This is a genomic window from Aureimonas phyllosphaerae (assembly GCF_047943035.1).
In the GTDB taxonomy this organism is placed as follows: domain Bacteria; phylum Pseudomonadota; class Alphaproteobacteria; order Rhizobiales; family Rhizobiaceae; genus Aureimonas; species Aureimonas phyllosphaerae.
In genome coordinates, this window is sequence record NZ_CP181348.1 from 4,286,595 (window position 1) to 4,313,100 (window position 26,506).

Genomic DNA, 26,506 nt, shown 5'->3' on the forward strand with positions numbered 1-26,506 from the left:
CGGTCATGGCCGTGAAACACGGTCAAGTTATTCTGAGGAAAGCGTGGCGCTCTTACACGCGTGGGCGCTGCTTGTCGAGGGGCGGCGGCTTTCGTGCGTCGCAGCCCTTGCACGCGGGCGCGGTTCGCCTAAGGGAACGGGTCTGCACGCCGCGCAAGGCCCCCTCATGACGCTTCTCTACGCCCTGTCGCTTTTTCTTTCGGGCTTTCTGGCCGGCGCGATCAATGCGGTCGCCGGCGGCGGCACGTTCCTGACCTTCGGCGCGATGACGCTCGGCGGCATCTCGCCGATCTCGGCGAACGCCACCTCGTCGATCGTGCAGTTCCCGGGCTACGTCACCTCGACGCTCGCCTACTGGAGCGACATCCGGCGGATGTGGCGCGGCGCGCTGATGCTGGCGCTCGCCTCGGTGCTGGGTTCGGGCGTCGGCGCGCTCATCCTCCTGTCGCTCGACAATCCGCAGTTCCAGTCGATGGTGCCCTGGCTCCTGCTCGCCGCGACCGCCCTCTTCGCCGCCGGCCCCTGGCTGAAGCCGAAGGCCCGCCACGCGGAGGAGGCCGGACGCGGCAAGGGGCTCGCCGGGCCGGTGGTTCAGTTCCTGACCGCGATCTACGGCGGCTTCTTCGGCGCCGGCATGGGCATCATGATGCTGGCGACGCTCGGCCTCACGCAGGGCGGCGACTATCACAAGCTCAACGCCCTGAAGAACATGCTCGCCACCGTGATCGCGGTGGTCGCCATCGTGGTCTTCGTATCGGGCGGCGTCGTCGCCTGGCCCGAGGCCATAGTGATGATCCCGGGCGTCGCGCTCGGCGGATATGCCGGGGTCTGGACCGCCAAGCGCGTGCCCCAGCCCTATGTGCGCGCGGTGGTGATCGCCGTCGGTCTCGGTCTTGCCGTCTACTATTTCTGGCGCAACGCGGCTGGGTAGCAATGCCGCACGGTTCTTGCCATATAGGCCGCGAACCCTAGCCCTCGACGCGACCTGCGACCATGACGCATCCGATCCCCTTTGCCCGCATGAACGGGCTCGGCAACGAGATCCTCGTCGCGGACCTGCGCGGCACCGCAATGCGCATCGAGCCCGAGGCCGCGCGCGCGCTCGCCGGGCGGGACGAGACGCATTTCGACCAGATCATGGCGATCCACGACCCGGCGACGTCCGGAACCTTCGCCTTCGTGCGGATCATCAATGCCGACGGCACGGAAGCGGGCGCCTGCGGCAACGGCACGCGCTGCGTGGTGCAGGCCCTCGCCGCCGAGACGGGCGTGCGCGACTTCGTGTTCGAGACGCGGTCGGGGTTTCTCGAAGCCTTCGAGCGCGAGGACGGCCTTCTGACCGTCGACATGGGGCTCCCCCGCTTCGGCTGGCGCGACATCCCGCTCGCGGAAGAGTTCGCCGACACCCGCGCGATCGAGCTTCAGATCGGCCCGATCGACGCGCCGATCCTCCATTCGCCCTCCGTCGCCTCGATGGGCAATCCGCACGCGATCTTCTGGGTCGCAGACGACGTCTGGTCCTATGCGCTCGACCGCTTCGGCCCGATTCTCGAGAACCACCCCCTTTTCCCCGACCGCGCCAATATCTCGATCGCCCGCGTGACCTCGCGCGAGGCGATGGAGATCCGCACCTGGGAGCGCGGCGCGGGGCTGACCAAGGCCTGCGGATCGGCCGCCTGCGCGGCGGCGGTGTCGGCCGCGCGCACCGGGCGGACCGGGCGGACCGTCGCCGTCACGGTGCCGGCCGGCGGCGAGCTCCTGATCGAATGGCGCGGCGACGACCATGTCCTGATGACCGGTCCCGCCGAATGGGAATGGTCGGGCACGCTCGACCCCGCGACCGGTGCCTTTGCCCGCGACGAAGCCCCCGCGGAGGCCCGCGCGTGAGCGGCGTCGAGGTCATCTCCTTCGGCTGTCGCCTCAACACCTACGAGGCGGAGGTGATGAAGCGCGAGGCCGGCGAGGCCGGGCTCGGGTCCGACGGGCGCAAGGCGATCCTCGTCAACACCTGCGCGGTCACGGCCGAGGCTGTGCGCCAGGCGCGTCAGGCCGTGCGGCGCGCGCGCCGCGACAATCCGGACGCGCGCATCGTCGTCACCGGCTGCGCCGCGCAGACCGAAAGCGCCCGCTTCGCCGACATGACGGAAGTCGATGCCGTGATCGGCAACGAGGAGAAGCTGTCGGCGGCCAGCTACCGAGCCCTCCCCGACTTCGGCGTGGCGGCCGCTGAGAAAATCCGCGTCAACGACATCATGAGCGTGCGGGAGACCGCCGGGCACATGGTGGATGCGATCGAGGGCCGGGCCCGTGCGATCGTGCAGGTGCAGAACGGCTGCGACCATCGCTGCACCTTCTGCATCATCCCTTACGGCCGGGGCAATTCGCGCTCCGTGCCGATGGGCGCGGCGGTGACGCAGGTGAAGCGGCTGGTCGACAACGGCTACGCGGAGGTCGTCCTGTCGGGCGTCGACATGACGAGCTGGGGCGCCGACCTGCCGGGCGCCCCGCGCCTCGGGACCCTCGTCCAGTCCATCCTGCGCCACGTGCCGGACCTCCGGCGCCTGCGCCTCTCGTCGATCGACAGCGTCGAGGCCGACGAGGCTCTGGTCGAGGCGATCGGCGGCGACCGCCGCGTAATGCCGCATCTCCACCTGTCGCTGCAGGCCGGCGACGACATGATCCTGAAGCGGATGAAGCGCCGCCACCTGCGCGACGACTCCATCCGCTTCTGCGCCGAGCTGCGGCAAAAGCGCCCCGACATCGTCTTCGGCGCCGATATCATCGCCGGCTTTCCCACCGAGACCGAGGCGATGTTCGAGAACTCGCTGCGGCTCGTCGCCGATTGCGGGCTGACGCATCTCCACGTCTTTCCCTTCAGCCCGCGCGAGGGAACGCCGGCCGCGCGCATGCCGCAGCTGCCCAAACCCGTGGTCAAGGAGCGCGCCGCCCGCCTGCGAGCGCTCGGCGATGCGGCCTACCGCGCCCACCTCGGGCGCGCCGTCGGGCAGCGTCGTGCCGTCCTCGTGGAGCGCGATGGTCTCGGCCGGACCGAGGACTTCACGCTGGCCGAGATCGACACCGGCCTCCCCGGCGAGATCGTCGACGCTATCATTCATGGCGAAACGGGCGAACGCCTACTCGCCACCTCCCTCCCGGCCGCGCGCGCCGCAGCCTGACCAGACCGATCGGATCGCATCGCATGGCCGAGCAACGAGGCTTCTTCCGCCGCATCTTCTCCTTCGGGGCGAAGGAGGAGGAGCGCATCCCGGAATCGGGCGGCTTGCCGCGCGCGCAGGACACGACGGCCGCACGTCCCGATTCCACCGTGCCGGAAATCCACCAGCCGGCGATGGCCTCGGCGGACGTCGATTCGGAAGCGGGCGCGGCGGCCGACGAGCCGGCCGGCGGCGGCATCACCCCGCTCCAACCGAAGGACCCCGACGGCTCGGCCGTCCCGGCTGAAAAAAAAACTCTGAACTAGAGGCCGAGCCGGCACCGACGCCGGCTCCCGTCGCGCTCGCGCCGGTCGAGGCCGTCCCGGCACAAGACTCGCCGAGCGACGACACGGCCTTTCTTGACGAACCGCTGACGCCGGAGAAGGAGGCCAAGGGCGACTTCTCCTGGCTCGACGCGCCGGTGGACGAGCCGGCCGACGAGCGCGGGGTCGAGCCCGACAGCGCGCTGCCGCCCGCGGAAGCCGCGCTGGTCGCGAATGACGGCGGCATCGACGCGGCCGCCGTCCACGACGCGCCGGTCGACGCGGCGCTGGTCGATGGCGAGCGCGAGCCCGACCATGACGAGTTCGCCTGGCTCGACGCCCCGCTCCCGCCGGAGCCGGAGAGTGCCCGTGCGCCGATCCCCGGCCGCGTCGGCACCGAGGGGGAAGGCTGGAGCCTTCGCGAGGCGCGCGCCGACGCGGTTCTCGCGGCCGAGCCGAGAAAGCCCTTCTTCCAGCGACTGCGCGAGGGTCTCGCGCGCTCCTCCAACCAGCTGTCCGGCCAGATCACGGCGCTCTTCACCAAGCGGCGCCTCGACGAGGAGACGCTGCAGGAGTTCGAGGACGTCCTGATCCAGGCCGATCTCGGCGTCGAGACCGCGATGCGCATCACCGACCGCCTGTCGGACGGGCGCTTCGGCAAGGAAATCTCGGGCGACGCCGTGCGCGCCATCCTCGCCGACGAGGTGGAGAAGGCGCTGGATCCGGTAGCAAGGCCCCTTGAACTCGACCTCTCGGTCAAGCCGCACGTAATCCTCGTCGTCGGCGTCAACGGCACCGGCAAGACCACGACCATCGGCAAGCTGACGGCCAAGCTGGTGCGCGGCGGCCTGAAGGTCACGCTCGCCGCGGGCGACACGTTCCGTGCCGCCGCCGTCGAGCAGCTGAAGATCTGGGGCGAGCGCACCAATTCCACCGTGGTCGCCAAGGCGATCGGCGCGGATGCGGCGGGCCTCGCCTTCGAGGCCTACGACGAGGCCGTGCGCAACGATTCCGACGTCCTGATCATCGACACGGCCGGCCGCCTTCAGAACAAGGCGGAGCTGATGGACGAACTCGCCAAGATCGTGCGCGTCCTCCAGAAGCGCGAGCCGGACGCGCCGCACACCGTGCTGCAGACGCTGGACGCGACCACTGGCCAGAACGCGCTCAATCAGGTCGAGATCTTCCGCAATGTGGCGGGCGTCAACGGCCTCGTGATGACCAAGCTCGACGGCACGGCGCGCGGCGGCATCCTCGTGGCGATTGCCGCCAAGCACAAGCTGCCGGTGTTCTTCGTCGGCGTCGGCGAGGGCATCGACGACCTCGAGCCCTTCAAGGCACGCGACTTCGCCGAAGCCATCGCGGGCCGCGCCGGCACCGCCTGAAATCAGCCGCGATGGCGCGGGACACCGCTCCATCCGGGAAAGGAACGATCCCATGTCCGACGAGATCATCGAGAAGCCGCCCAACGCGCCGGGCCGCAAGGAGGTCAACCCGCTCCTGAAGTTCGCGCTGGAGCTCGGGCCGCTGGTCGTCTTCTTCTTCGCCAATTCGCGCGGCGAAGCGATCGCCCGGGCAGTGCCGGCGCTCGGAAACCTCGGCGGCCCGCTCTTTGTCGCGACCGCGCTCTTCATGATGGCGACCGTGGTGGCGCTCGCCGTCTCCTACGCGCTGACCCGCTCGCTACCGATCATGCCGATCGTCTCCGGGCTCGTGGTCGTCGTCTTCGGCACGCTGACGCTCTGGCTGCAGGACGAGGTCTTCATCAAGATGAAGCCGACGATCGTGAACGGCTTGTTCGCGGCCGTTCTTCTCGGCGGACTCGCATTCGGCAAGCCGCTGCTGGGCTACGTCTTCGACCAGGCCTTCAAGCTCGACGACGAGGGCTGGCGCAAGCTGACGCTGCGCTGGGGCCTGTTCTTCGTGTTCCTCGCCATCCTCAACGAGGTGGTCTGGCGCATGTTCTCGACCGACTTCTGGGTGGCCTTCAAGGTCTGGGGCACGATGCCGATCACGGTCGCCTTCATGCTGCTCCAGTTCCCGCTCCTGAAGCGCCATTCGCTGGAGCCGCTCTTCGACAAGAAAGCGTGACCGCCAAGGCCGGCATCGCGACCGGCCCGCGCTTGCAGCGGCCAATGGCCATCCCACATCGGTTCCAGACAAGGAAACCCGAGGAGTGGACGAATGGTCAACGCGCAGAAGCTTCTGGATCAGTTCCTGGGAACCGGCCGCGCCTACAGTGCCGATCCCCGCTATCGCCAACCGGGCCAGGGCGGCGGCTCCATCCAGGACACGCTGGTCAGGACGCTCGGCGGCGCCCTCGGCGGCACCGGCGCGCGCTCAGGCGGCGGCATCGGCGACCTGATCGGCGGCGTCCTGTCCGGCTCGCGCGGCGGTTCCGGCGGCATGGGCGGCGGCCTCGCGGGCAAGGCGATCGGCGGCGCGCTCGCGGGCGGCCTCGCCTCGAAGATCCTCGGCGGCAAGCACGGCCGGGGCGTCGGCGGCTCGGCGCTCAAGCTCGGCGGCCTCGCACTCGTCGCGGGCCTCGGCTACAAGGCGTGGCAGAACTATCAGGCGCAGCAGCAGGCGGCCGGCAGCGGCGCCGCCGCCCATGCCGGCGCGGCGCGCCTGCCCCATGGCGAAATCCCGCACGCTGCCGGCACGCGCTTCCATCCGTCAGAAGACACGGAGGCCGAGCGCCGCGCACGCCTGCTTCTTTCGGCGATGATCGCGGCCGCCAAGGCCGACGGCTACATCGACCGCGCCGAGGAGGAGGCGATCTTCGGCCGGATCGACGATGTCGATCTCGACCCCGAGGAGAAGGGTCTCCTGATGGACGAGATGCGCCGGCCGCTGTCGATCGACCAGATCGCCGCCGAGGTACGCGACCGCGAGACCGCGATCGAGGTCTATACCGCCTCGGTGCTGGCGATCGACGCCGACCATCCGGCCGAGCGCGCCTATCTCGACTATCTCGCCGCCCGCCTCGACCTCGCGCCCGATCTCGTCGCCGAGATCCGCCGGGCGGCCGACGAAGTGCAGGCTTGACGAAACGGGGCGGCGGACGCCAAGCCTGCCGCCCATGTTCGCCCTCCATCGATCCGAAGAGGTCTCGCAGGAGATCCGCAAGAGCCGCTTTCGGGCGCGCGCCGCGCCGATCGAGACGGAAGCGGACGCCCGGCGGCTTCTCGCCGAATGGAGCGATCAGCAGGCCAACCACAATTGCTGGGCCTGGCGCATCGGTGCGGTCTATCGTTTCAGCGACGACGGGGAGCCTGGCGGCACTGCCGGCAAGCCGATCCTCCAAGCGATCGACGGGCGCGAACTCGACCGGGTGCTGGTGGTCGTCACGCGCTGGTTCGGCGGCGTCCTGCTCGGGGCCGGCGGGCTGATCCGCGCCTATGGCGGCACCGCCGCCGCCTGTCTGCGCGCGGCCGAGATCGTGCCGCTGGTTCCCACCGTCGTGCTCGAGATCGAGTGCCAGTTCTGCGATCTCGCCCTCGTCCAGTCGCGCATCGCTGCGCGCGAGGGCGCGGCGGTCGAGGACCAGGCGTTCACCGACACCGGCGCACGGCTGCGGATCCGCCTTCCCGCGGACGTCGCGGATACGCTCCTGCGAACGCTGAGCGACCTGACGAGCGGCCGGCTGGTCGTGCGCCGGGAGGAGCCGGCCTAGAAGTCGCCGACCGGAAGCGGGCGACCGTCCGGCATGCGGTCGCCGGCCGCGCCCTCCGGATTGCCGAAGGGAACGGGCGGCGCGCCGCCTTCCGCCGCGCGCTCGTGGTTCAGCGCCCAGTGCACCGAGGGAAACGCAAGGTCAGCCCACGGAATCTCGTCCCAGGCGAAGAACCGCAGTTCCAGCGTCTCGACACCGGCCGCCACCGCCGGGTCGGAGAGCTCGGCGCGAAAGATCAGCTGCACCTGGCTGATCCGCGGCACCGAATAGATCGCGAGCAGCCGCTCGATGGCGATGCTCGCGCCCGCCTCCTCGCGCGCCTCGCGCATCGCGCCCGCCTCCGGCGTCTCGTTCAGCTCCATGTAGCCGGCGGGAATCGTCCAGTAGCCGCGCCGCGGCTCGATCGCGCGCCGGCAGAGGAGGATGCGCCCCTCCGAGCGCACCACCGACCCCACCACGATCTTGGGGTTCTCGTAGGCGACGAAGCCGCAATGGTCGCAGACCTTGCGCGGCATGGCGTCCCCTTCGGGCACGCGAACGGAAAAGGCGGGATCGGGCGTCATCAGCGCTGACATATGGCGCGCGCCGGCATCGGCGACGGGTCCGCTGGCAGCGACGGTCGCTTTGCGCTAGACCCGATCCGAAGCCGGCCTTACCGCTTCGAGGACAGGTGCCATGACGACCGTCGCCCGCTCCCCCTGGATCGCCCTCCTCTGCGGAGCGGTAATCGTCACCATCGCCATGGGCCTGCGGCAGAGCTACGGCCTGCTCCTGCGGCCCGTGGAGCTCGAGATCGGCGTCGGGCGCGAGGCGTTCGGTCTGGCCATCGCGCTGCAGAACCTCCTTCTCGGCCTCGCCCAGCCCTTTGTCGGCGCGATCGCCGATCGCCACGGCGCGGGCCGCGTCGCAGCCGCGGGCGGCCTCGTCTACGCAGTGAGCCTCGTCCTCGCCTCACAGGTCTCGGGCGCCTTCGGCCTGCAGATGACGCTCGGCACCCTCCTCGGCCTTGCGATGACCGGCGTCACCTTCGTCGTGGTGCTCGGCGCCGTCGGGCGCTTCGTGCCGGCCGAAAAGCGCGGGCTCGCCTTCGGCATCGTGACCGCCGGCGGCTCCGTCGGCCAGTTCCTGCTCGTGCCCGCCATGCAGATGGCGATCGCCGGGCTCGGCTGGCGCGGTGCGCTTCTGGCCGGCGCAGCGCTGGCGGCGCTGATGGTGGTGCTGGCGGCAGGGATTGCCGGCCGGCCTGCGACGGCGCCCTCCGCCGCCTCGCTGCCGCCGCAGCGGCTCGGCGAAGCCCTGCGGCAGGCCGGCGGCCACGGCGGCTACTGGCTCCTTAACGTCGGCTTCTTCGTCTGTGGCTTCCATGTCGCCTTCATCGCGACGCACCTGCCGGCCTTTCTCGTCGATCAGGGCCTCGATCCGAGCGTCGGCGCACGGGCGCTGGCGCTGGTCGGCCTGTTCAACATCTTCGGCTCCTACGTCTTCGGCCTCTCGGCCGACCGCTTGCGCAAGAAGAACGTTCTCGCCGCGATCTACTTCGGGCGGGCGGTGGTCATCATCGGCTTCCTCGCCGTTCCCTTCACGCCGCTCTCGGCCACGGTCTTCGCCTGCGCCATGGGCTTCCTGTGGCTCGGCACGGTGCCGCTGACGAGCGGGCTCGTCGGCCAGATTTTCGGCGTCCGCTACCTGTCGACGCTGTTCGGCATCGTCTTCATGAGCCACCAGATCGGCGCGTTCTTCGGAGCCTGGGCAGCGGGCCTGCTGTTCGAGCGCACGGGCAGCTACGATCTCGCCTGGACGGTCTCGATCGCGCTGGCCGTGATCGCCGGACTGGCGAACCTGCCGATCCGCGACGCGCCGATCCGCTCGAACGCCGTGGCCGCCGCATGAGCCGCGCCGTGGAATGGATGGCCTTCGCCCTCCTCGCGGGCCTGTCGGCGATCGGCTATGCGCTGTGGCACGCCGAAGGGCTCGGCCTCTGGACCGGGATGGCCTTCGGCTTCTGTCTTTGAACCGCTTCCGCCGGGGTCGGATGGTCGGCCCGGGGGGGGGGAATCAAAGCGAAGTCGCCCCGCCGCGCGGCAGGCGTCCGCCGGACGATGGCAACCGTTCGAGCCGGTCGGACAGCGCTCCTAACCTTTGGCCGGTGCGATCTTCGCCAGGGCCGGCAGGAGCCCACCCTCGACGCTTTGCGGCGTCAGCGGTCCCGTCTGCTTCCAGAGGATCGTGCCGTCCGGCCCGACCAGGAACGTCTCCGGCACGCCATAGACGCCCCAGTCGATCGTCGAGCGCCCGGCCTCGTCGGTGCCGAGCGCGTCGAACGGGTTGCCGAGATCGCGCAGGAAGGCGAGCGCGTTTTCCGGCTTGTCCTTGTAGTTGATGGCGACGACCTCGAAGCGCGGGTCCTGCGACAGCGCCATCAGCGCCGGATGCTCCTGCCGGCAGGGCACGCACCACGACGCAAAGACGTTGACCAACCGAACGCGGCCGTCGCCCGGCACGAGATCGAGCCCTGGCACCGGGGCGCCGGAGGCGGTGGTGAGGCCATCCAACGGCGGGAGGCGGGTCTCGGGCGCTGGCTTGCCGATCAGGGCTGAGGGCAGCACCTGCGGGTCGTGCCCCGACAGGAGTTGGTACAGGAAGACGCCCGCGAGCCCCGCGAAGAGGACGACCGGCAGCATCACGAGAAGCGGGCGACGGTGGGGGCGCTTGGCTGTCTCGCTCATCGCGCCCGCCCCCGGCCGGATGCGGCGTCGAGCTCGGCAAGTCGCCGGCGCACGGAGCGCGCGTCGAGATAGACCCAGAGCCCGAGACCCCCGAGCGCGACGGCGGCCATCCCGTAGGCGGCCGCGACGAAGGCGAAGTAGCTGCCGGCCATCGCGGTCACGCGCTCCCGAGCGCCCGGCGGCGCTGAAGGCTGAAGAGGCGACGGCGACGGATTTCGGTTCGCATGGCGGTAAGGTGGAGGGCGAAGAACAGGAAGGAGAAGCCGATCGCCGAGAGAAGGAGCGGCCAGAGATAGGCAGCGTCCATCGTCGGCCCGTCCATGCGCAGGACGCTGGCAGGCTGGTGGAGGGTGTTCCACCAGTCCACCGAGAACTTGATGATGGGAATGATCACGAAGCCGACCAGCACGAAGACGGAGGCCATGCGCCCCGCGCGCTGCGGCTCCTCGAAGGCCCGCGTCAGCGCGATCAGGCCGAGATACATCAGGAACAGGACGAAGACCGAGGTCAGGCGGGCGTCCCACACCCACCACGTCCCCCACATCGGGCGGCCCCAGACCGAGCCGGTGAAGAGGCAGAGGAAGGTGAACACCGCACCGATCGGGGCGGCGGCGCGGATCGAGACCTCCGCGATCGGATGGCGCCAGACGAGGAGCCCGAGCGCCGAGACGCTCATCACCGTCCACACCATCATCGACAGCCAGGCAAAGGGCACGTGGACGAAGAGGATCCGCACCGTGGTCCCCTGCTGGTAGTCCTCGGGAGCGGTCAGGCCCATGCCGAGGCCGACCGCGAGACATGCCAGCGCGATCGCGTAGAGCCATGGCTGCAGGCGCCCGGACAATTCCAGGAACCGGGTCGGGTTCGCCAGGACAGCGAAGCGGGAAGGACGGGCGGCGAGGTCGCTCATGGGTTCCAAGCTTTAGTGCGTGTCCGGCGCGTCCGCAAACGTCAGGTTCCCTTCGCCGGACGGCCTCCGATCCACTGGGCCATGCCGATCGAGGCCGGCATCACCGGCTCGAAACCGTATTTCGCATAGAGGTGGCGGGCGTCGCCGTCGGCGATCAGGCTGACATAGGCGCTTTTCGGGGCGTTTTCGTGGAGCCAGTCCATCAGCGCCGCGAAGATGCGCTTGCCGAGGCCGCGCCCCTGATGCTCGGGCTCCACCGCCATGTCGACGATCTGGTAGTGGCAGCCGCCGTCGCCGATCACGCGGCCCATGGCGACCGTGCGCCCTTCGCTGAGGATGACGACGGCGAACAGCGTTCCCTTCAAGCCCCGTTCGGCGGCTTCTTGCGTCTTGGTGCTCAGTCCCGCGACCTCGCGCAGGCGCCGGAAGTCGGCGACGGACGGGGTTTGCGCAAGAAGCTCGTAGGTCATCGGATGGCGGCTCAGTCGGAGGACAGCTTGAGCGCCGCAGCCGCCGCCAGCGGCCCGAGGACCCCGTAGAGCAGCGTCAGCGCGCAGAGGATCAGGAAGGGCGAGCGGAAGGGCGCGGGGTCGTTGACCGCGCCGTAGGTCGCGGCCACCCCGAAAATCAGGACGGGCACGGCGAGCGGCAGCACCAGCACCGAAACGAGGACGCCGCCGCGCGGGAGTGAGGCTGCGACCCCAGCCCCGACCGCGCCGATCAGGACGAGCGCCGGCGTGCCGGCCAGAAGCGTCGCGGCGGTGGCAAGGAGCGCGCGCGGCTCCAGCGCCAGGAACAGGCCGAGGAGCGGGCTCGCCAGCACCAGCGGCAGGCAGGCGGCGACCCAGAGCGCGGCGCATTTCGACAGGACGGCGAGCGGCGGCGCGACGGGTCCGGTGAGGATCAGGTCGAGGCCGCCGTCGTCGCGGTCGGCCTGGAACAGGCGGTCGAGGGTGAGGAGCGTCGACAGGAGCGCTCCGATCCACAGGATCGCCGGCCCGATCCGCGACAGGAGCGCCAGGTCCGGCCCGACGCCGAAGGGGATGGTCGCGACCACCGCGAGGAAGAACACGACGCCGACGAGGCCTCCGCCCGAGCCGGACAGTTGCAGCGCGAGATCGCGAAGGAACAGCGCGCGCATCAGCCGATCTCGTCCCAGCCGCCGGCCTCGGGCACGAAGCGCTCGGCCGGCGACACGGGCTCCAGCGCCAGCGTGCGCGACGGCCCGAGATCGAGCGGCTGGTGCGTCGCCGCGACGACGATGCCCCCGCTCGCCAGCCGATCCCGGCACAGCGACGCGATACGGTCCTGCGAGGCGCTGTCGAGCGCGGTGGTCGGCTCGTCGAGGAGCCAGAGCGGCCGGTCGCTGACGAGGAGCCGGGCGAGGGCCGCACGCCGCTGCTGGCCGGCCGACAGCGCGCCGACCGCGAGCGCGCCGGCCCCTTCCAGCCCGACGGCGGCAAGAGCCTCGTTCGGACTGAACGCCGGCCGGCCGAGGAACGCGCGCCAGAACGCGAGCTCCGCCCCGACCGTGCGCCCCGGCTTCATGGCGTTGCGGTGGCCGAGATAGTGGCTCGCCTCGATCGGTCGGCGTGCCGCCTCCCCGTCGCCCGCGACCGCGCCCTCGATCGCGATTGCACCGGCAAGCGGTGCAAGGAGCCCGGCGAACGTGCGCAGGAGCGTCGACTTGCCCGCCCCGTTCGGCCCGGTCACGACCAGCGCCTCGCCCGCACGCAGGCGTAGGTCGAGCGGCGGCGTCAGGGCGCGCCGCCCGCGCCCGACGACGAGGCCGGAAAGGGTCAGTTGCATCACGGGCGGCACGGCCTCTTCGGCAAGGCCCGCACCGTCGGCGGGCGGGCGATTCCAGAGCCCCGTTTCTGACGGCGCGCCCCCGCGAAGGCAAGCCGGATCGGCCGGGGATGGCGCGAGGATGGAATTCGCTAACCCAAAGCCGAAGCCCGCGCGATTTGCCCCCTTTATAGCCATTACAATCTTCCCTATAAGGGCGGCCAACCACTCCAGCGACCGGCGTGGAGTCATCAGCGCCGATCTCCGTGCCCCGCTTCTCCAGGCGGGTACTGAGGCGGACGGGCGGAAATGGTCGTACCCGCATTCTCCATCGTGCCCGGCCCGGGGTGCGGCGGTCGTTCGCCTTTCGGACATTCTTTGGTTCGAGAAGGAACGAGAGTTCTATGTCCCACCCCGATAGCTTCAAAAGCCGCAAGACGCTCGACGTCGGCGGCAAGACCTATGTCTACTTCGACCTCAAGGAGGCTGAGCGGAACGGTCTGCAAGGCGCCTCGCGCCTGCCCTACTCGCTGAAGGTCATCCTCGAGAACCTCCTGCGCAACGAGGACGATCGCACGGTCAAGGCCGACGACATCCGCGCCATGGTCAAGTGGCTCGACGACAAGGGCTCGGCCGGCCACGAGATCGCCTACCGCCCGGCGCGCGTCCTGATGCAGGACTTCACCGGCGTTCCCGCCGTGGTCGACCTCGCGGCCATGCGCGACGCCACCGAGACGCTCGGCGCCGACCCCAACAAGATCAACCCGCTGGTGCCGGTCGACCTTGTGATCGACCACTCGGTGATGGTCGACTACTTCGGCCAGCCCGACTCGTTCGCCAAGAACGTCGACGTCGAGTACGACCGCAACGGCGAGCGCTACACGTTCCTGCGCTGGGGCTCGGGCGCCTTCCAGAACTTCCGCGTCGTGCCTCCTGGCACCGGCATCTGCCATCAGGTCAATCTCGAGTACCTCGCCCAGACCGTCTGGACGAAGGACGAGAACGGCGAGACGATCGCCTATCCCGACACGCTGGTCGGCACCGACAGCCACACGACGATGGTCAACGGTCTGGCCGTTCTCGGCTGGGGTGTCGGCGGCATCGAGGCCGAGGCCGCCATGCTCGGCCAGCCGATCTCCATGCTGATCCCGGAGGTCATCGGCTTCCGCCTCGACGGCAAGCTGCCCGAGGGCACCACGGCGACCGACCTCGTGCTGACCGTCACCGAGATGCTGCGCAAGAAGGGCGTGGTGGGCAAGTTCGTCGAGTTCTTCGGCCCGGGCCTTGCCAACCTCACGCTGGAAGACCAGGCGACCATCGCCAACATGGCGCCGGAATACGGCGCGACCTGCGGCTTCTTCCCGATCGACAAGGACACGGTCGCCTATCTCGAGGCGACGGGCCGCGACAAGCAGCGCATCGCCCTCGTCGAAGCCTATGCCAAGGCGCAAGGCATGTGGTTCGACGCCTCGGCCGAAGAGCCCGTCTTCACCGACACCCTGTCGCTCGACCTCGGCTCCGTCGTCCCCTCGCTCGCCGGCCCGAAGCGTCCGCAGGACCGTGTCGCGCTGACCGAGGCCTCGTCGAAGTTCCGCACGGCGCTCACCGAGCTCCAGGGCGGCCGCAAGAAGAGCGAACTGCCGTCCTCGGTCGGTGACTCGCGCTTCATGGACGAGGGCGCTGTGCCCCCGGCCCAGACGCCTGACACGGTCCGTCATCCGGTGGAGGGCGCGACCCACGGCATCTCCGACGGCGACGTCGTGATCGCCGCGATCACGTCGTGCACCAACACCTCGAACCCGAACGTGCTGGTGGCCGCCGGCCTCGTCGCCCGCAAGGCGGCCGCCCTCGGGCTGAAGCCCAAGCCTTGGGTCAAGACCTCGCTCGCGCCGGGATCCCAGGTCGTCACCGAGTATCTCGAGAAGGCCGACCTCCAGAAGGACCTCGACGCGCTCGGCTTCAACCTCGTCGGCTACGGCTGCACGACCTGCATCGGCAATTCCGGCCCGCTCGCCGAGCCGATCTCCGAGGCGATCAACAAGAACGACCTCGTGGCCGTGTCGGTGCTCTCGGGCAACCGCAACTTCGAAGGCCGCGTGAACCCCGACGTGCGGGCGAACTACCTCGCCTCGCCGCCGCTCGTCGTCGCCTACGCGATCGCCGGCTCGATGTTCGTCGACATCACCAAGGATCCGCTAGGGCAGGATCAGAACGGCAACGACGTCTTCCTCAAGGACATCTGGCCGACCACGCAGGAGGTCTCCGAGATCGTCCGCAAGACGGTGACGCGCGACCTCTTCGAGAGCCGCTACTCGGACGTCTTCAAAGGCGACCCGAACTGGCAGAAGATCGCGGTCTCGGGCGGTCTCACCTACGACTGGGACGACCGCTCGACCTACGTCCAGAACCCGCCCTACTTCGAGGGCATGTCGATGACGCCGGAAGCCGTCACCAACATCAAGAACGCCCGCGTCCTCGCCCTCTTCCTCGATTCGATCACGACCGACCACATCTCGCCGGCCGGCTCGATCAAGAAGAACGGCCCGGCGGGCGAGTACCTCGTCTCGCATCAGGTGCGCCCGGTGGACTTCAACTCCTACGGCGCACGTCGCGGCAACCACGAAGTCATGATGCGCGGCACCTTCGCCAACATCCGCATCAAGAACCAGATGGTGCCGGGCATCGAGGGCGGCATCACCAAGCACTTCCCCTCCGGCGAGCAGCTGCCGATCTACGACGCGGCGATGAAGTATCAGCAGGACGAGGTTCCGCTGGTGATCTTCGCCGGCAAGGAATACGGCACCGGCTCCTCGCGCGACTGGGCGGCCAAGGGCACCGTGCTTCTGGGCGTGCGCGCCGTGATCGCGCAGAGCTTCGAGCGCATCCACCGCTCGAACCTCGTCGGCATGGGCGTCGTGCCCTTCGTCTTCCAGGAGGGCACGAGCTGGCAGTCGCTCGGCCTCACCGGCGACGAGACGGTGACGATCGAGGGCCTGACCGAGGTTCGCCCGCGCCAGACCATGAACGCCACCATCACCCGCGCCAACGGCGAGGTGCTGACCGTTCCGCTGCTCTGCCGCATCGATACGCTGGACGAGCTCGAGTACTTCAAGAACGGCGGCATCCTGCACTACGTGCTGCGCCAGCTCGCCGCCTGATCCGAACGGCCTTCCGGCCCTAGCGATCTTCGACGCCGCTGCCCGAAAGGGCGGCGGCGTCTTCGCATCAACCAGAGGTTCACCCCCAATTGAACGCGCCGCGATCGATCGGCGCTTCTGTCCGGCCCCGGTCCGGTCCATCTAGGTGCGATGGAAGCGTGACGGAGCTCGGACCATGGCATTCCGCCGATCGCCCGCCCTCGGGGTAGCCTGTCTCGCAGCACTCGGCGTGTCGGCTGTCGGCCCGGCATCGGCGCAGGAGCGCAGCGCCTCCAGCCGCGATGTCCGCGGCGTCCTCGAACTCTTCACCAGCCAGAACTGCGGCGATTGCCCGCCCGTCGGCGCCGCTGCCGCGCGCCTCGGAGCCGCGCCCGACCTCGTCGTCCTCGCCTACCATGTCGACTACTGGGACTATGCCGGACCGAAGGACCAACTGGCCGACCGGCGCAACACCGATCGCCAGAAGTCCTACGCCAAGCGCCTGAAGCTCGGCGCGCTCGTGACGCCCCAGGTCGTCGTCAACGGCCAGAAGGCGGTCGACGGCGGCGACGAGGCGGCACTCGCCAAGGCGCTGAAGGACGCGCCCTTCGGCTGCGCCAAGCTCGGCGGCGAGGTCGTTATGCGCACGCAGGGCGACACCTTGCGCATCGAGGCGCGCGCGCCCGGGGCCGATCCGGCGCGGCCCGCGCCGATCCTCGTTCTCGTTACCTATGCCGAGCGCGTCGAGACGACGATGCCGGACGAGGGCAACGGCGGCACACGGCGTGTCGACCACCATCCGGTGCGCGACTGGCGCGTGCTCGGCTCAGTGGATCGCGACGCGATCGAGGTCGAGATGCCGCTCGGCCTCCTGACCGAAAACGACGGCGAGCGGACGGGGCTGGCCGCCCTCCTCCAGGCCGTCGGCGCCGACAACAAGCCGGGTCCGATCATCGCCGCGGCCGCGCTCGAGTTCTGACGGGCGCCGCTGTCGTTGCAACCGGCTGGGCCGGACTCCATTTCCATGACAGGATGATGTCGCAGGCTCGTGCAGTGTCGACGGGCCTGACGACACCGCCGGCCCGTTTCGGCGGCCCGGACATGGGGAATGGACGATTTGACCGATTCGCAGCCGCAGCCTTCCGCCACCCTGATCGATCTCGCGACGGTCCGGTCCTCGCCCGCGCCGGAGATCGTGTCCTTCGACCGACACGAACTCGGCCAGATCCTCCGGGTCTACGGGCGCATGGTGGCGGCGGGCGAGTGGCGGGACTACGCGATCGACACCCTGAAGGACCGCGCCGTGTTCTCGATCTTCCGCCGCGCGTCCGAGATGCCCCTGTTCCGGATCGAAAAGAACCCGAAGCTCGCACGCCGCCAAGGCGCCTTCAGCGTCACCGCCGCCAGCGGTCTCGTGATGAAGCGCGGCCACGAACTGGATCTGGTCCTGCGCGTCTTCGACAAGAGCCTCAAGTTGATCGAGGAGTGAGCCTTGACCCCGCAGCTTTGCGGGGCACCTCCCTTTGCCATCCTGTCGAGTGCACGCCCGCCGTCGAAGACGACGGGCGTTGCGCTCACGTCAGCGTGCCGGGATAGACCGTCTCGTCCGGCAGCGTGTCCTTGCCGCCGTTCAGCGCGAACTGCATGAAGACGGTGTCGATCCAGCGGCCGAACTTGAAGCCCGACCCCTCGAAGATGCCGATATGGGTGAAGCCGAGCTTGGCGTGCACCTTGATCGAGGGCTGGTTGTCGGCGCCGCCGATCACCGCGATCATCTGTCGAAAGCCCTTGTCCTGGCAGGCGTCGAGCAGGCGACGCAGCAGTGCCGTGCCGACGCCCCGCCCCTTGGCCTCCGGCGCAAGGTAGATCGAGTCCTCGACCGTCCAGCGATAGGCCGGCCGGGCGCGGAACGGGCCGGCATAGGCGTAGCCGATCACCGTGCCGTCCTGGTCGCAGGCGACGAAGTACGGATAGTCCTGGCGCAGCGTGTTGGCCATCCGCGTGGCCATCTCGGTCTCGTCCGGCGGCACGAGTTCGTAGGTCGCGGTACCGTGGAGCACGGCCTCCTCGTAGATGCGGGTAATGGCTGGAATATCGGACGGGGCGGCGTTGCGGATCGTGGAGGCGCTCATGATGTCTGCATTCGAGGATTCGGTGGCCGTCACTCTAGGCGCGCCGCCCCCGCCTCTCAACGCGAAGACCGGAATGGCCCACGAAAAAGGGCGGCCTCGAGGGCCGCCCTTCCATCTGTCCGACCTCGGCCGGGATCGCTCAGTCGCGATTGCCGAAGAGCTGCAGCATGAACATGAACATGTTGATAAAGTTCAGGTACAGCGACAGCGCGCCCATGATCGCCTTGCGGCCGGCCACCAGCGTGTCGTCACCCTCCCAGTACATCTCCTTGATGCGCTGCGTGTCGTAGGCCGTGAGGCCGGCGAACACGAGGACGCCGATCACCGAGATCGCGAAGCCCAGCGCCGAGGACTGCAGGAAGATGTTGACGAGCATCGCGATGACGATGCCGAAGACGCCCATGATCAGGAACGAGCCCATCGCCGACATGTCACGCTTCGTCGTGTAGCCGAAGAGCGAGAGCGCGCCGAACGAGGCGGCCGTGATGAAGAACACCTGGACGATCGATTCCTGCGTGTAGACGAGGAAGATCGTCGACAGCGACAGGCCGACCATCGCGGCATAGGCCCAGAAGGTCGTCTGCGCGGCCGAGACGCTCATCTTGTGGACGCGGAACGACAGGAAGAACACCATCGCCAGCGGCGCCAGCATCAGCACCCACTTCAGCGGCGAGACGAACACCGTCACGCCGAGCTGGGTCAGCATGGTCCCGTTGATCTCAGCGGCCGCCAGCGAGGGGTCGGTCGTGGTCGCCAGCGAGAACAGGCCGTAGGCCGCCGCGCCGGTGATGACGAGACCGATCGCCATCAGGTTGTAGACCTTGAGCATGTAGGCCCGCAGGCCCTGGTCGATCGAGGCGTCGACCCGGCTGCCAGCAGCCGGAACGCTCCTTACGCCCTGGTTCCATTTTTCAGCCATCAACGTCGTCCTTTCGCGTATCGTCCCGTCGGGTGTCGTTCGGCCCGCGATCGGGCCGAGGCGCCGCTGGCGGGACTCGCAGCTGCCTTTGCCGTGGAATATGCGAAGGTGCTCCCCCGTTCACAAGGCCGTCGCTGAGCCCGCAGACTGCCGTAACGCGGCTTTGGCGATTAAATTTCCGTTATTTGGCGGGCGTTAACCGCGTTTTGCAGATCACAGCTCCCTGAGAACCGGCGCAGCCTTCTGGCCGAGGATGCGCCAGGTGCCTGCCAGCCCGAAGCCGACGGTGAGGACCAGCGCGGCCACCAGCGTCATCAGCGCGAGCCCGCCGTCGAAGGCGAAGGGCAGGCGCATGATGCGCGCGACGACGTACCACGCGGCGAGCGCCCCGGCGCCGACGGCGAACAGCGCGGTCGCCGCCCCCAGCGACATGTATTCCGTCACGTAGGCGCGGATCAGCGTCGCGCGCGTCGCGCCAAGCGTCTTCAGCACCACCGCGTCGTGGACGCGCGCCCGGTTGCCGGCCGCGAGCGCCCCCGAAAGGACCAGCACCGAGGCGACGAGCGCCACGGCCGCCGCCGCGCGGATCGCGAGCGCCAGTTGCGCGACGAGCGCGTTCACGGCGTCCAGCGCATCCTTGACGCGCACCGTCGTCACCGCCGGAAAAGTGTTGGAGATACCCGACAGGACCGCGCGTTCGGCGTCGGCAGTGTCGTTCGCCATGTCGAGCGTCGCGAGCCAAGCATGGGGGGCGCCTGCGAAGGTGTTGGGCGAGAAGACCATCACGAAGTTGATCGCGAGCGACTCCCACTGCACCTCGCGCAGGTTCGCGATGCGGGCGGTGATGTCGCGGCCGAGCACATTGACGGTGATCGTGTCGCCGAGCTTCAGGCCGAGTTCGCCCGCCTCCTCGGCGGCGAACGACACGAGCGGCTCGCCGGCATAGTCGGCCGGCCACCACTCTCCCGCCGTCAGCCGTGCGCCGTCGGGCAGTGTCGCGTCGTAGGTGATGCCGCGGTCGCCGCGCAGCACCCAGGCGCCTTCCGGCGGCACCTCGATCTTCGACACGTCCTCGCCGCGTAGCTGCGTGATGCGCCCGCGCAGCATCGGCACGTCGGTCAGGGTCGAGCCCGGCGCGAGTTCGGCGATCCTGGCGCGGAACGGCTCGACCTCGGCGGACTGGATGTCGACGAAGAAGAAGTTCGGCGCGCGCGCCGCGAGGGTGCCGCCGATCCCGCTTCGAAGATTGCGGTCGATCGAGGCGAGCGTGACGAGGAGCGTCAGCCCAAGGCCAAGCGAGAGGACCACCGAGGCCGTCAGCGCGCCGGGACGATGGATGTTGCCGATCGCCAGCCGCAGCGGGGTGGAGCGCACGCGCGGCAGGCGCGCTGCGCCCCAGCGGATCGCCATCGCCACGAGGCGCAGGATCACGAACGCGACGCCCGTCGCCACGAGGAACACGCCGGCCACGCGCTTGTCGCTCGACATGACGAGCGCCAGCGCGGCGATCGCGGCGGCAAGGCTCAGTGCCGCGCCGGCATAGGCCCAGCGCATGCGAAGGCTTCCCGGCCCGTCGTTGGCGCGAAAGAGCGCCGTCGCCGCGATGTCGCGCGTACGCCCAAGCGGCAGGATCGCGAAGGCGAGCGCGGTGAGGTAGCCGAACAGCGCACCAAGCAGCAGCGCGCCGGGATAGACCGAGGCCTCGGCGGCGATCGGGATATGGGCTTCGAGGAAGCGCGCGGCGAAGAACGGCGCCGTCGCCCCGAGGAGCAGCCCGAGCACGATGCCGACCGTCGAGAGGATCAGGATCTGGACGAGGTAGATCGTGACCACGAAGCGGCCGCTCGCGCCGAGACTCTTGAAGGTCGCGATCACGGTGCGCTTGGAATCGAGATAGGCGGCGACCGCGTTGGCGATGCCGACGCCGCCGACCACCAGCGCGGTGAGGCCGACAAGCGTCAGGAACTGCGAGAAGCGCTCGATGTTGCGCTGGAGCGAGGGTGCGGCCTCGCTGGCGTCGCGGATGCTCCAGCCGGCCTGCGGAAAGCGCTGGTTGGCCTCGGCCTTCACGGCGTTCGGGTCGGTCGCCAGGTCGGTGAAGCGGAGCTTGTAGTCGTATTCGACGAGCGACCCCGGCTGGACGAGGCCGGACGAGGCCAGCGCATCCAGAGAGACCAGAAGGCGCGGGGCGAAGTTGAAGCCGTCGGACAGAACGTCCGGCTCGCCCGTCAGGACGCCGCTCAGCTCGATCTCGATGTTGCCGAGCCGGATCGTCGCGCCGGGGGCGATGCCGAGGCGATCGAAGAACTCGGGTGCCGCGAGCGCGCCGAAGCGGCCGTTCCGCTCGGCGAGGAGATCCGGCAGCGGCGTGGCCGGCTCCGAGCCGATCGCACCGTAGAGCGGGTAGAGCCCGTCCACCGCCTTGACCTCGCTCAGCGTCTGGTTGGAGCCGTCGGGCAGGCGCGCCATCGAGCGCAGCGAGCCGATCTCGGTGACGGTGCCGTAGCCGGCGATCCAGGCCCGCTCCTCCGGGCTCGCCTGGCGCTGGTTCAGGCCGAAGCGCATGTCGCCGCCCAGGATCGTGCGGCCCTCACGCTGGATGCCGGTCGTCATCATCTCGGACACGGAATTCACCGCGGCGATCGAGGCGACGCCGAGCGTCAGGCAGGCGAGGAAGATGACGAAGCCGCGCAGGCCGCCGCGCATCTCGCGCAGGGCGAAGCGGAGCGCGAGCGCGACACCGGCCCGTGAGCGCGCGGAGGGCGCGGCTGCACTCACTGCGCGGCTTCCGCGAAGGCTGCGGCGGCGGGGGCCGACCCGCGCTCGATCACGCCGGACCGCACGGCGACCTCGCGTCCGCAGCGCGCGGCGAGCGTCTTGTCGTGGGTGACGAGGATCAACGTCATGCCGCGCCGGGCCTGCTCGGAGAACAGGAGATCGGCGACCTGACCGCCCGTCTCGCCGTCGAGATTTCCGGTCGGCTCGTCGGCGATCAGGATGTCGGGCTCGGGCGCGAGGGCCCGGGCGAGCGCCACGCGCTGCTGCTCGCCGCCCGAGAGTTCGCCGGGATAGTGGGTGACGCGCTGGCCGAGACCGACGGCGGCGAGCTCCCGCTCGGCCCGCGCGAAGGCGTCGGGAACACCGGCAAGCTCGAGCGGCACGGCGACGTTCTCGAGCGCCGTCATGTTGGGGATGAGGTGGAACGACTGAAAGACGATGCCGACATGGCGCCCGCGGAAGGCGGCGAGCTGGTCCTCGCTCATCGGCCCGAGCGCCTGGCCCGCGATCTCGACGAGGCCGTCGTCCGCGCGCTCGAGGCCCGCCAAAACCATCAGGAGCGTCGACTTGCCGGAGCCCGAGGGGCCGACGATGCCGACAGACTCGCCCCGCGCGACGTCGAGGTCGATGCCTTTCAGGACATGCACCGCGCTGCGGCCCGTTCCCAGCGTCAGTTGAACATTTCGTAACCGGACCGCTGCTTCAGCCAAGGCGACGTCCTTCCTATATCGTGCTCGGACACGCGTCTCGGGCCCTCATTCGGGCGAGCGGGGCGTCGTGCCGCAACGCGGAATATGGGTGGCCCATGCAGCGCTTCCAATCGCTTCTCGCCTTCGTGACGATCGGTCTCGGCCTGGCGCTCTGCGCGCCGGCGCGGGCGCAGGAGACCGCACCGCAGGTGGTGGCCTTCGGCGACAGCCTGTCGGCCGGTTACGGCGTCGGGCCCGGCGAATCCTTTCCCGACCAGCTCCAGGCAGCGCTGAACGCTGCCGGGCATCCCGCCCGCGTCGTCAACGCGGGTGTGTCGGGCGACACCACGACCGGGGGCCTTGCCCGGCTCGACTGGTCGGTGCCGGCGGACGCTCAAGTCGTGATCGTGGAGCTCGGGGCGAACGACGCCCTGCGCGGCGTCAGCCCGGACGTCACCCGCAACAATCTCGACGCCATCCTGACCAAGCTGAAGGCGCGGCCGAACACGCAGGTGCTTCTCGCCGGCATGATCAGCCCGCCCAACATGGGTCCGGACTACGCCGCGAAGTTTAACCCGATCTACGGCGAGCTCGCGGCCAAGCATGGTGTGCCGCTCTATCCGTTCTTTCTCGAGGGTGTCGCAGGCAACGGCAGCCTGAACCAGGCCGACTACATGCACCCGAACGCGCAGGGCGTGGCCGTGATCGTCAAGGGCATTCTGCCGCAGGTGATCGAGGCGCTGAAGGCGAGCGCCCGCGCGCAGGGCTGACGCCGCCGTCCCCCACGGCGCGGTGCATCGCAGCAACGCCGGGACCGCTTCTGTGCAGAAGCCTCGGCCAAGCCTTGAAGTCCACGATCCGTGATGAAAGTTTCGATCGGGTAAGGCACTTGGTCGCGTTTGCGTGACAGGCAGGCGCCTGGTCTCGAGCGTGGCCCCGAACGGGAAGGATCGTCCAATGCCGAGACTGTTCACCGCCCTCGAAATTCCGCGTGACGCCGCAATGTCCCTGTCCTTCCTGCGCGGCGGCCTGCCTTCCGCCCGCTGGATCGACGCCGAGAACTATCATCTGACGCTGCGCTTCATCGGCGACATCGAGGCGCGTCTCGCCGACGAGATCGTCGCCGCGCTCGACCGCGTCTCGCGCGCGCCCTTCCCGGTGACGCTGCGCGGTCTCGGCGCCTTCGGCGGCAAAAAGCCCCATTCGGTCTATGCCGATGTCGAGCCGTCCCAGCCGCTCGACCTCCTGCAGGGCGAGATCGACCGCATCCTGCAGCGCCTCGGCGTTCCCGCCGACCCCCGCCGCTTCACGCCCCACGTCACGCTGGCGCGCCTGCGAAACGGCAAGAGCGAGGAGGTCGCGCACTATCTCGCGCTGCGCGGCGGCTTTCGCGCGCCGACCTTCCAGGCCTCGCGCTTCGTGCTCTTTTCATCGAAGGAGTCGGTCGGCGGTGGGCCTTACGTGATGGAAGAGGCCTTCCCGCTCGACGCCCTGCCCAGCCAGCGCGACACGGGCACCTTGGCGATGGCCGCCCGCTGACGGCCGACCCGGCCGGTTTGAAACCCGGCCGGGACCGCGCCATATCGGCGGGCGCGGAGGCCATCGATTTCGAGGAGACGGGCATGACGAGCGAAGGCGGGCCGATCGCCGGCAACACGACGAGCGAGACCGGCACAACGACCCTCGGTGCCCCGGACAAGGTGCTGGTCGGCGAAATCCTCCTGCCCGGCGACGAGGCCGAACAGGCCCGGCAGGAGCGGCGCGTCCGCAAGGGCTTCTTTTCGACGCTCAAGCGCGCCGCCCGGCACATCCCCTTCATGGAGGACGTCGTCGCCTCGTATCACTGCGCGCTCGACCCGCAGACCCCGGCGGCCTCGCGCGGCATTCTTCTGGCGGCCCTCGCCTATTTCGTCCTGCCGTTCGACGTCGTGCCGGACTTCATCGTCGGCCTCGGCTTCACCGACGATGCCGCGGTTCTCCTCGCCGCCTTCACGGCCGTGCAGAAGAACATCCGGCCCGAGCATTACGAGCGCGCCCGCGACACGTTGCGCGACGAGGGCGACGAGGCGACGCGCTCGGCCTGAGGCTTGGGCCGGCCAGCCCCGGCGTCCCACTATCGCCCCATTCGTTCCGTCCACGTCGCGATGGTCGCTCGTGAGCGGGCCGCAGCCGCGCACGGTCGTTTGCCGGGACGCGATGAAGTTTCGAATGCCCGTTCGGAACTTTCCGGTTCGTTTACCCTGTGGAAAGGCTTATCGCCCAACCTGCGGCCACGAGCGCGTTCGGCCTCTCGAAGGTCGTGCGTCCAATGGCATTCCGGACCAAGCGGGGACACGAACTCCATGAAACATGCTCTGACGGCAGCGGTGGCGATGGTGGCGCTCTCCAGCGTGGCGTCTGCCGCCCAGACCCCGACCCGCGTGAACCAGTTCAACGACTGGGGCAGCTACTCCTACGACTCCAGCGGCTCCAAAGTCTGCTACATTCTCTCGACGCCGAAGACGAAGCAGCCGGCGAGCGTCGATCACGGCGACATCTTCTTCCTCGTCTCCCAGAAGCCGAGCAACAAGAAGGCCTACGAGCCGCAGGTCGTCATGGGCTATCCGATGAAGGACGGCTCCAAGGTCATGGTCGACATCGACGGCAAGAAGTTCACGCTATTCACGCGCGGCGAGAGCGCCTGGGTCGAGAACGCCGCCGAGGAGCCGCAGCTGGTCGCCGCCCTGAAGTCCGGCAAGGCGATGAAGGTGGATGCGGTGTCGCAGCGCGGCACGCAGACCAACTACACCTATTCGCTTTCTGGCGTGACGGCCGCGATCAACTCGCTGGCGAACTGCAAGTAAGCCATCGGCCGCGACGGCCCGAAACGATCCGAGGCGCCGGGCTGACCGGCGCCTTTTTCGTGTCCGCGCATGGCTGCATGGCAGGCAATCGCGCCCAAGCTCTTGCGAAACCGCGCGTTTCGGATCATTTGAAACCGATCCAGACGAAACGCAGAACGAAAAGCGGGGCCGATCGCAGCCTCGCGCGGGCAAGGTGCATCCATGAGCGTGTCGATCGATCTCACGACCTCGGCGCAGGCCGTCCGCCCGAGCGCGATGCCGGCCCCCGCCCCCGCCAAGCGTTCCCTTCTCGGCCTGTCGCGCGAGGACATGGGCGTGGCGCTGATCGAAGCCGGCATCCCCGCCAAGCAGGCCCGGATGCGCGTCCAGCAGCTCTGGCACTGGCTCTATGTCCGCGGGGTCAAGGACTTCGACGAGATGCGCAACGTCTCGAAGGACCTGCGTGCGACGCTGGACCAGCATTTCGAGATCGCGCGGCCGGAGATCGTCGAGGAGCAGATTTCCGTCGACGGCACGCGCAAGTGGCTGTTCCGCTTCCCCTCGCGCGGCGCCGGACGCCCGGTCGAGATCGAGACCGTCTATATCCCCGAGGAAGGCCGCGGCACGCTCTGCGTCTCCAGCCAAGTCGGCTGCACCCTCACCTGCACCTTCTGCCACACCGGGACGCAGCGCCTCGTGCGCAACCTCGAGCCGTCCGAGATCGTCGGCCAGGTGCTGACGGCGCGCGAGCGGCTCGGCGACTTCCCCGACGCCTCGACGCCGCAGGGCGCGATCGTGCCCTCCGAGGGGCGCCTCGTGTCCAACGTCGTGATGATGGGTATGGGCGAGCCGCTCTACAACTACGACAACGTGAAGTCGGCGCTGGCCGTGGTGTCGGACGGCGACGGTCTGGCGCTCTCCAAGCGCCGCATCACCCTGTCGACGTCCGGCGTCGTGCCGATGATCGAGAAGACCGGCGAGGAGATGGGCGTGATGCTCGCCATCTCGCTCCATGCGGTGACGGACGAGCTACGCGACGTGCTCGTGCCGATCAACAAGAAGTACCCGATCAAGGACCTGATGGACGCTTGCCGCGCCTATCCCGGCCTCTCCAACGCCCGTCGCATCACCTTCGAATACGTTATGCTAAAGGGCGTCAACGACAGCCTTGCCGATGCGCGCGAACTCGTGCGGCTGCTGAAGGGCATCCCGGCCAAGATCAACCTGATCCCCTTCAACCCTTGGCCGGGCAGCCCCTACGAGTGCTCGGACTGGGACCAGATCGAGCGCTTCGCCGATCTCGTGAACCAGGCCGGCTACGCCTCGCCGATCCGCACGCCGCGCGGGCGCGACATCTTCGCCGCCTGCGGCCAGCTGAAGTCGGAGTCGGAGCGCATGAGGCGCGGCGATAGGCTGGCGCTGGAGGCGGCGGTCGCAGGGTGACGTCCTGC

General features: G+C 69.2%; 29 protein-coding genes. 18 read left to right on the forward strand and 11 right to left on the reverse strand.

Features of this window, described 5'->3' with window-relative positions; all coding sequences use genetic code 11:
- The first annotated feature begins 166 nt into the window (after positions 1–166).
- From ACLNGM_RS20550 to ACLNGM_RS20585, 8 genes are all read left to right on the forward strand, one after another.
- Positions 167–931, forward strand: a complete 765-nt coding sequence (locus ACLNGM_RS20550; RefSeq protein ID WP_090961518.1) for a sulfite exporter TauE/SafE family protein — start codon at positions 167–169, stop codon at positions 929–931.
- A gap of 62 nt (positions 932–993) precedes the next feature.
- Positions 994–1,887 carry a diaminopimelate epimerase gene (gene dapF / locus ACLNGM_RS20555; RefSeq protein ID WP_416356385.1) on the forward strand — a complete coding sequence of 298 codons (894 nt, stop codon included), beginning with the start codon at positions 994–996 and terminating at the stop codon, positions 1,885–1,887.
- 56 nt (positions 1,888–1,943) lie between these two features.
- On the forward strand, positions 1,944–3,176 hold the full coding sequence (mtaB, locus tag ACLNGM_RS20560; protein ID WP_416358505.1) for a tRNA (N(6)-L-threonylcarbamoyladenosine(37)-C(2))-methylthiotransferase MtaB: 1,233 nt from the start codon (positions 1,944–1,946) through the stop codon (positions 3,174–3,176).
- Between the two features lie 23 nt (positions 3,177–3,199).
- On the forward strand, positions 3,200–3,481 hold the full coding sequence (locus tag ACLNGM_RS20565; protein ID WP_090961525.1) for a hypothetical protein: 282 nt from the start codon (positions 3,200–3,202) through the stop codon (positions 3,479–3,481).
- 104 nt (positions 3,482–3,585) lie between these two features.
- Positions 3,586–4,863, forward strand: coding sequence for a signal recognition particle-docking protein FtsY (gene ftsY, locus ACLNGM_RS20570; protein ID WP_416358506.1), 1,278 nt, complete (start codon positions 3,586–3,588; stop codon positions 4,861–4,863).
- Positions 4,864–4,915: 52 nt separating this feature from the next.
- Positions 4,916–5,569: a septation protein A gene (locus tag ACLNGM_RS20575; RefSeq protein WP_090961526.1), complete on the forward strand. Its 654-nt coding sequence runs from the start codon at positions 4,916–4,918 to the stop codon at positions 5,567–5,569.
- Between the two features lie 93 nt (positions 5,570–5,662).
- On the forward strand, positions 5,663–6,526 hold the full coding sequence (locus tag ACLNGM_RS20580) for a tellurite resistance TerB family protein (protein WP_416356386.1): 864 nt from the start codon (positions 5,663–5,665) through the stop codon (positions 6,524–6,526).
- A 34-nt stretch (positions 6,527–6,560) separates the two neighbouring features.
- Positions 6,561–7,154 carry an IMPACT family protein gene (locus tag ACLNGM_RS20585; RefSeq protein WP_416356387.1) on the forward strand — a complete coding sequence of 198 codons (594 nt, stop codon included), beginning with the start codon at positions 6,561–6,563 and terminating at the stop codon, positions 7,152–7,154.
- Here ACLNGM_RS20585 and ACLNGM_RS20590 read toward each other — a convergent pair.
- Positions 7,151–7,729, reverse strand: coding sequence for an NUDIX domain-containing protein (locus ACLNGM_RS20590; protein ID WP_416356388.1), 579 nt, complete (start codon positions 7,727–7,729; stop codon positions 7,151–7,153). The genes ACLNGM_RS20585 and ACLNGM_RS20590 overlap by 4 nt on opposite strands.
- A 100-nt stretch (positions 7,730–7,829) precedes the next feature.
- Between ACLNGM_RS20590 and ACLNGM_RS20595 the strand changes: the two genes are divergently transcribed.
- Positions 7,830–9,044: an MFS transporter gene (locus ACLNGM_RS20595; RefSeq protein WP_416356389.1), complete on the forward strand. Its 1,215-nt coding sequence runs from the start codon at positions 7,830–7,832 to the stop codon at positions 9,042–9,044.
- Entirely contained in the window at positions 9,041–9,166 is a 126-nt protein-coding gene (locus tag ACLNGM_RS20600; RefSeq protein WP_416356390.1) for a hypothetical protein, read from the forward strand. Before ACLNGM_RS20595 ends, ACLNGM_RS20600 begins: the two co-directional genes overlap by 4 nt.
- Before the next feature lie 120 nt (positions 9,167–9,286).
- Here ACLNGM_RS20600 and ACLNGM_RS20605 read toward each other — a convergent pair whose 3' ends face one another.
- Genes ACLNGM_RS20605 through ccmA form a run of 6 tightly spaced genes read right to left on the reverse strand, consistent with a single transcriptional unit; the run spans position 9,287 to position 12,599 of the window.
- A complete protein-coding gene (locus ACLNGM_RS20605) occupies positions 9,287–9,880 on the reverse strand; it encodes a DsbE family thiol:disulfide interchange protein (protein ID WP_416356391.1) in 594 nt (197 codons plus the stop codon).
- A complete protein-coding gene (gene ccmD, locus ACLNGM_RS20610) occupies positions 9,877–10,032 on the reverse strand; it encodes a heme exporter protein CcmD (RefSeq protein ID WP_416358507.1) in 156 nt (51 codons plus the stop codon). Before ccmD ends, ACLNGM_RS20605 begins: the two co-directional genes overlap by 4 nt.
- A 5-nt stretch (positions 10,033–10,037) precedes the next feature.
- Positions 10,038–10,790: a heme ABC transporter permease gene (locus ACLNGM_RS20615; protein ID WP_416356392.1), complete on the reverse strand. Its 753-nt coding sequence runs from the start codon at positions 10,788–10,790 to the stop codon at positions 10,038–10,040.
- Between the two features lie 41 nt (positions 10,791–10,831).
- On the reverse strand, positions 10,832–11,260 hold the full coding sequence (locus ACLNGM_RS20620; RefSeq protein WP_416356393.1) for a GNAT family N-acetyltransferase: 429 nt from the start codon (positions 11,258–11,260) through the stop codon (positions 10,832–10,834).
- 11 nt (positions 11,261–11,271) lie between these two features.
- Positions 11,272–11,931: a heme exporter protein CcmB gene (ccmB, locus tag ACLNGM_RS20625; protein WP_416356394.1), complete on the reverse strand. Its 660-nt coding sequence runs from the start codon at positions 11,929–11,931 to the stop codon at positions 11,272–11,274.
- Positions 11,931–12,599 carry a heme ABC exporter ATP-binding protein CcmA gene (ccmA, locus tag ACLNGM_RS20630; RefSeq protein WP_416358508.1) on the reverse strand — a complete coding sequence of 223 codons (669 nt, stop codon included), beginning with the start codon at positions 12,597–12,599 and terminating at the stop codon, positions 11,931–11,933. Before ccmA ends, ccmB begins: the two co-directional genes overlap by 1 nt.
- A 383-nt stretch (positions 12,600–12,982) precedes the next feature.
- Here ccmA and acnA point away from each other — a divergent pair, with 383 nt between their 5' ends.
- The 3 genes from acnA to ACLNGM_RS20645 all read left to right on the forward strand — a co-directional run bounded on the left by acnA (position 12,983) and on the right by ACLNGM_RS20645 (position 17,204).
- A complete protein-coding gene (gene acnA / locus ACLNGM_RS20635; RefSeq protein ID WP_416356395.1) occupies positions 12,983–15,736 on the forward strand; it encodes an aconitate hydratase AcnA in 2,754 nt (917 codons plus the stop codon).
- Positions 15,737–15,911: 175 nt separating this feature from the next.
- The gene (locus ACLNGM_RS20640; protein WP_090961557.1) at positions 15,912–16,694 is read left to right on the forward strand and encodes a DUF1223 domain-containing protein; all 783 of its coding nucleotides are present in this window, start codon (positions 15,912–15,914) and stop codon (positions 16,692–16,694) included.
- Between the two features lie 129 nt (positions 16,695–16,823).
- Positions 16,824–17,204 (forward strand): DUF2794 domain-containing protein, encoded by a 381-nt coding sequence (locus ACLNGM_RS20645; protein ID WP_090961559.1) that lies wholly within the window; start codon positions 16,824–16,826, stop codon positions 17,202–17,204.
- Positions 17,205–17,289: 85 nt separating this feature from the next.
- Here ACLNGM_RS20645 and ACLNGM_RS20650 read toward each other — a convergent pair whose 3' ends face one another.
- From ACLNGM_RS20650 to ACLNGM_RS20665, 4 genes are all read right to left on the reverse strand, one after another.
- Entirely contained in the window at positions 17,290–17,847 is a 558-nt protein-coding gene (locus ACLNGM_RS20650; protein WP_416356396.1) for a GNAT family N-acetyltransferase, read from the reverse strand.
- Between the two features lie 139 nt (positions 17,848–17,986).
- Positions 17,987–18,766, reverse strand: coding sequence for a Bax inhibitor-1/YccA family protein (locus tag ACLNGM_RS20655; RefSeq protein ID WP_416356397.1), 780 nt, complete (start codon positions 18,764–18,766; stop codon positions 17,987–17,989).
- Positions 18,767–18,979: 213 nt separating this feature from the next.
- Complete coding sequence (locus ACLNGM_RS20660; RefSeq protein ID WP_416356398.1) at positions 18,980–21,544, reverse strand: ABC transporter permease; 2,565 nt, start codon at positions 21,542–21,544, stop codon at positions 18,980–18,982.
- Positions 21,541–22,254: an ABC transporter ATP-binding protein gene (locus ACLNGM_RS20665; RefSeq protein WP_090961571.1), complete on the reverse strand. Its 714-nt coding sequence runs from the start codon at positions 22,252–22,254 to the stop codon at positions 21,541–21,543. The genes ACLNGM_RS20660 and ACLNGM_RS20665 overlap by 4 nt, the downstream gene beginning before the upstream one ends.
- Positions 22,255–22,349: 95 nt before the next feature.
- Between ACLNGM_RS20665 and ACLNGM_RS20670 the strand changes: the two genes are divergently transcribed.
- The 5 genes from ACLNGM_RS20670 to rlmN all read left to right on the forward strand — a co-directional run bounded on the left by ACLNGM_RS20670 (position 22,350) and on the right by rlmN (position 26,498).
- Positions 22,350–23,003 carry an arylesterase gene (locus ACLNGM_RS20670; protein WP_416356399.1) on the forward strand — a complete coding sequence of 218 codons (654 nt, stop codon included), beginning with the start codon at positions 22,350–22,352 and terminating at the stop codon, positions 23,001–23,003.
- A 187-nt stretch (positions 23,004–23,190) separates the two neighbouring features.
- Positions 23,191–23,772: an RNA 2',3'-cyclic phosphodiesterase gene (gene thpR, locus ACLNGM_RS20675; RefSeq protein ID WP_416356400.1), complete on the forward strand. Its 582-nt coding sequence runs from the start codon at positions 23,191–23,193 to the stop codon at positions 23,770–23,772.
- Positions 23,773–23,855: 83 nt separating this feature from the next.
- On the forward strand, positions 23,856–24,317 hold the full coding sequence (locus ACLNGM_RS20680; protein ID WP_416356401.1) for a YkvA family protein: 462 nt from the start codon (positions 23,856–23,858) through the stop codon (positions 24,315–24,317).
- A gap of 258 nt (positions 24,318–24,575) precedes the next feature.
- Complete coding sequence (locus tag ACLNGM_RS20685) at positions 24,576–25,076, forward strand: invasion associated locus B family protein (protein ID WP_175526792.1); 501 nt, start codon at positions 24,576–24,578, stop codon at positions 25,074–25,076.
- A gap of 255 nt (positions 25,077–25,331) precedes the next feature.
- Positions 25,332–26,498 carry a 23S rRNA (adenine(2503)-C(2))-methyltransferase RlmN gene (gene rlmN, locus ACLNGM_RS20690; protein WP_416358509.1) on the forward strand — a complete coding sequence of 389 codons (1,167 nt, stop codon included), beginning with the start codon at positions 25,332–25,334 and terminating at the stop codon, positions 26,496–26,498.
- Positions 26,499–26,506: the final 8 nt, after the last annotated feature.

Coding starts and splice junctions, on each gene's coding strand:
- ACLNGM_RS20620 (WP_416356393.1), bottom strand. CDS start 11,260: ATGACCTACGAGCTTCTTGCGCAAACCCCGTCCGTCGCCGACTTCCGG.
- ACLNGM_RS20640 (WP_090961557.1), top strand. CDS start 15,912: ATGGCATTCCGCCGATCGCCCGCCCTCGGGGTAGCCTGTCTCGCAGCA.
- ACLNGM_RS20595 (WP_416356389.1), top strand. CDS start 7,830: ATGACGACCGTCGCCCGCTCCCCCTGGATCGCCCTCCTCTGCGGAGCG.
- ACLNGM_RS20575 (WP_090961526.1), top strand. CDS start 4,916: ATGTCCGACGAGATCATCGAGAAGCCGCCCAACGCGCCGGGCCGCAAG.
- thpR (WP_416356400.1), top strand. CDS start 23,191: ATGCCGAGACTGTTCACCGCCCTCGAAATTCCGCGTGACGCCGCAATG.
- ccmB (WP_416356394.1), bottom strand. CDS start 11,931: ATGCGCGCGCTGTTCCTTCGCGATCTCGCGCTGCAACTGTCCGGCTCG.
- ACLNGM_RS20685 (WP_175526792.1), top strand. CDS start 24,576: ATGAAACATGCTCTGACGGCAGCGGTGGCGATGGTGGCGCTCTCCAGC.
- ccmD (WP_416358507.1), bottom strand. CDS start 10,032: ATGGCCGGCAGCTACTTCGCCTTCGTCGCGGCCGCCTACGGGATGGCC.
- mtaB (WP_416358505.1), top strand. CDS start 1,944: ATGAAGCGCGAGGCCGGCGAGGCCGGGCTCGGGTCCGACGGGCGCAAG.
- ccmA (WP_416358508.1), bottom strand. CDS start 12,599: ATGCAACTGACCCTTTCCGGCCTCGTCGTCGGGCGCGGGCGGCGCGCC.
- ACLNGM_RS20580 (WP_416356386.1), top strand. CDS start 5,663: ATGGTCAACGCGCAGAAGCTTCTGGATCAGTTCCTGGGAACCGGCCGC.
- ACLNGM_RS20550 (WP_090961518.1), top strand. CDS start 167: ATGACGCTTCTCTACGCCCTGTCGCTTTTTCTTTCGGGCTTTCTGGCC.
- ACLNGM_RS20655 (WP_416356397.1), bottom strand. CDS start 18,766: ATGGCTGAAAAATGGAACCAGGGCGTAAGGAGCGTTCCGGCTGCTGGC.
- ACLNGM_RS20600 (WP_416356390.1), top strand. CDS start 9,041: ATGAGCCGCGCCGTGGAATGGATGGCCTTCGCCCTCCTCGCGGGCCTG.
- ACLNGM_RS20585 (WP_416356387.1), top strand. CDS start 6,561: ATGTTCGCCCTCCATCGATCCGAAGAGGTCTCGCAGGAGATCCGCAAG.
- rlmN (WP_416358509.1), top strand. CDS start 25,332: ATGCCGGCCCCCGCCCCCGCCAAGCGTTCCCTTCTCGGCCTGTCGCGC.
- ACLNGM_RS20605 (WP_416356391.1), bottom strand. CDS start 9,880: ATGAGCGAGACAGCCAAGCGCCCCCACCGTCGCCCGCTTCTCGTGATG.
- ACLNGM_RS20645 (WP_090961559.1), top strand. CDS start 16,824: ATGGACGATTTGACCGATTCGCAGCCGCAGCCTTCCGCCACCCTGATC.
- ACLNGM_RS20650 (WP_416356396.1), bottom strand. CDS start 17,847: ATGAGCGCCTCCACGATCCGCAACGCCGCCCCGTCCGATATTCCAGCC.
- ACLNGM_RS20670 (WP_416356399.1), top strand. CDS start 22,350: ATGCAGCGCTTCCAATCGCTTCTCGCCTTCGTGACGATCGGTCTCGGC.
- ACLNGM_RS20680 (WP_416356401.1), top strand. CDS start 23,856: ATGACGAGCGAAGGCGGGCCGATCGCCGGCAACACGACGAGCGAGACC.
- acnA (WP_416356395.1), top strand. CDS start 12,983: ATGTCCCACCCCGATAGCTTCAAAAGCCGCAAGACGCTCGACGTCGGC.
- dapF (WP_416356385.1), top strand. CDS start 994: ATGACGCATCCGATCCCCTTTGCCCGCATGAACGGGCTCGGCAACGAG.
- ACLNGM_RS20615 (WP_416356392.1), bottom strand. CDS start 10,790: ATGAGCGACCTCGCCGCCCGTCCTTCCCGCTTCGCTGTCCTGGCGAAC.
- ACLNGM_RS20590 (WP_416356388.1), bottom strand. CDS start 7,729: ATGTCAGCGCTGATGACGCCCGATCCCGCCTTTTCCGTTCGCGTGCCC.
- ACLNGM_RS20565 (WP_090961525.1), top strand. CDS start 3,200: ATGGCCGAGCAACGAGGCTTCTTCCGCCGCATCTTCTCCTTCGGGGCG.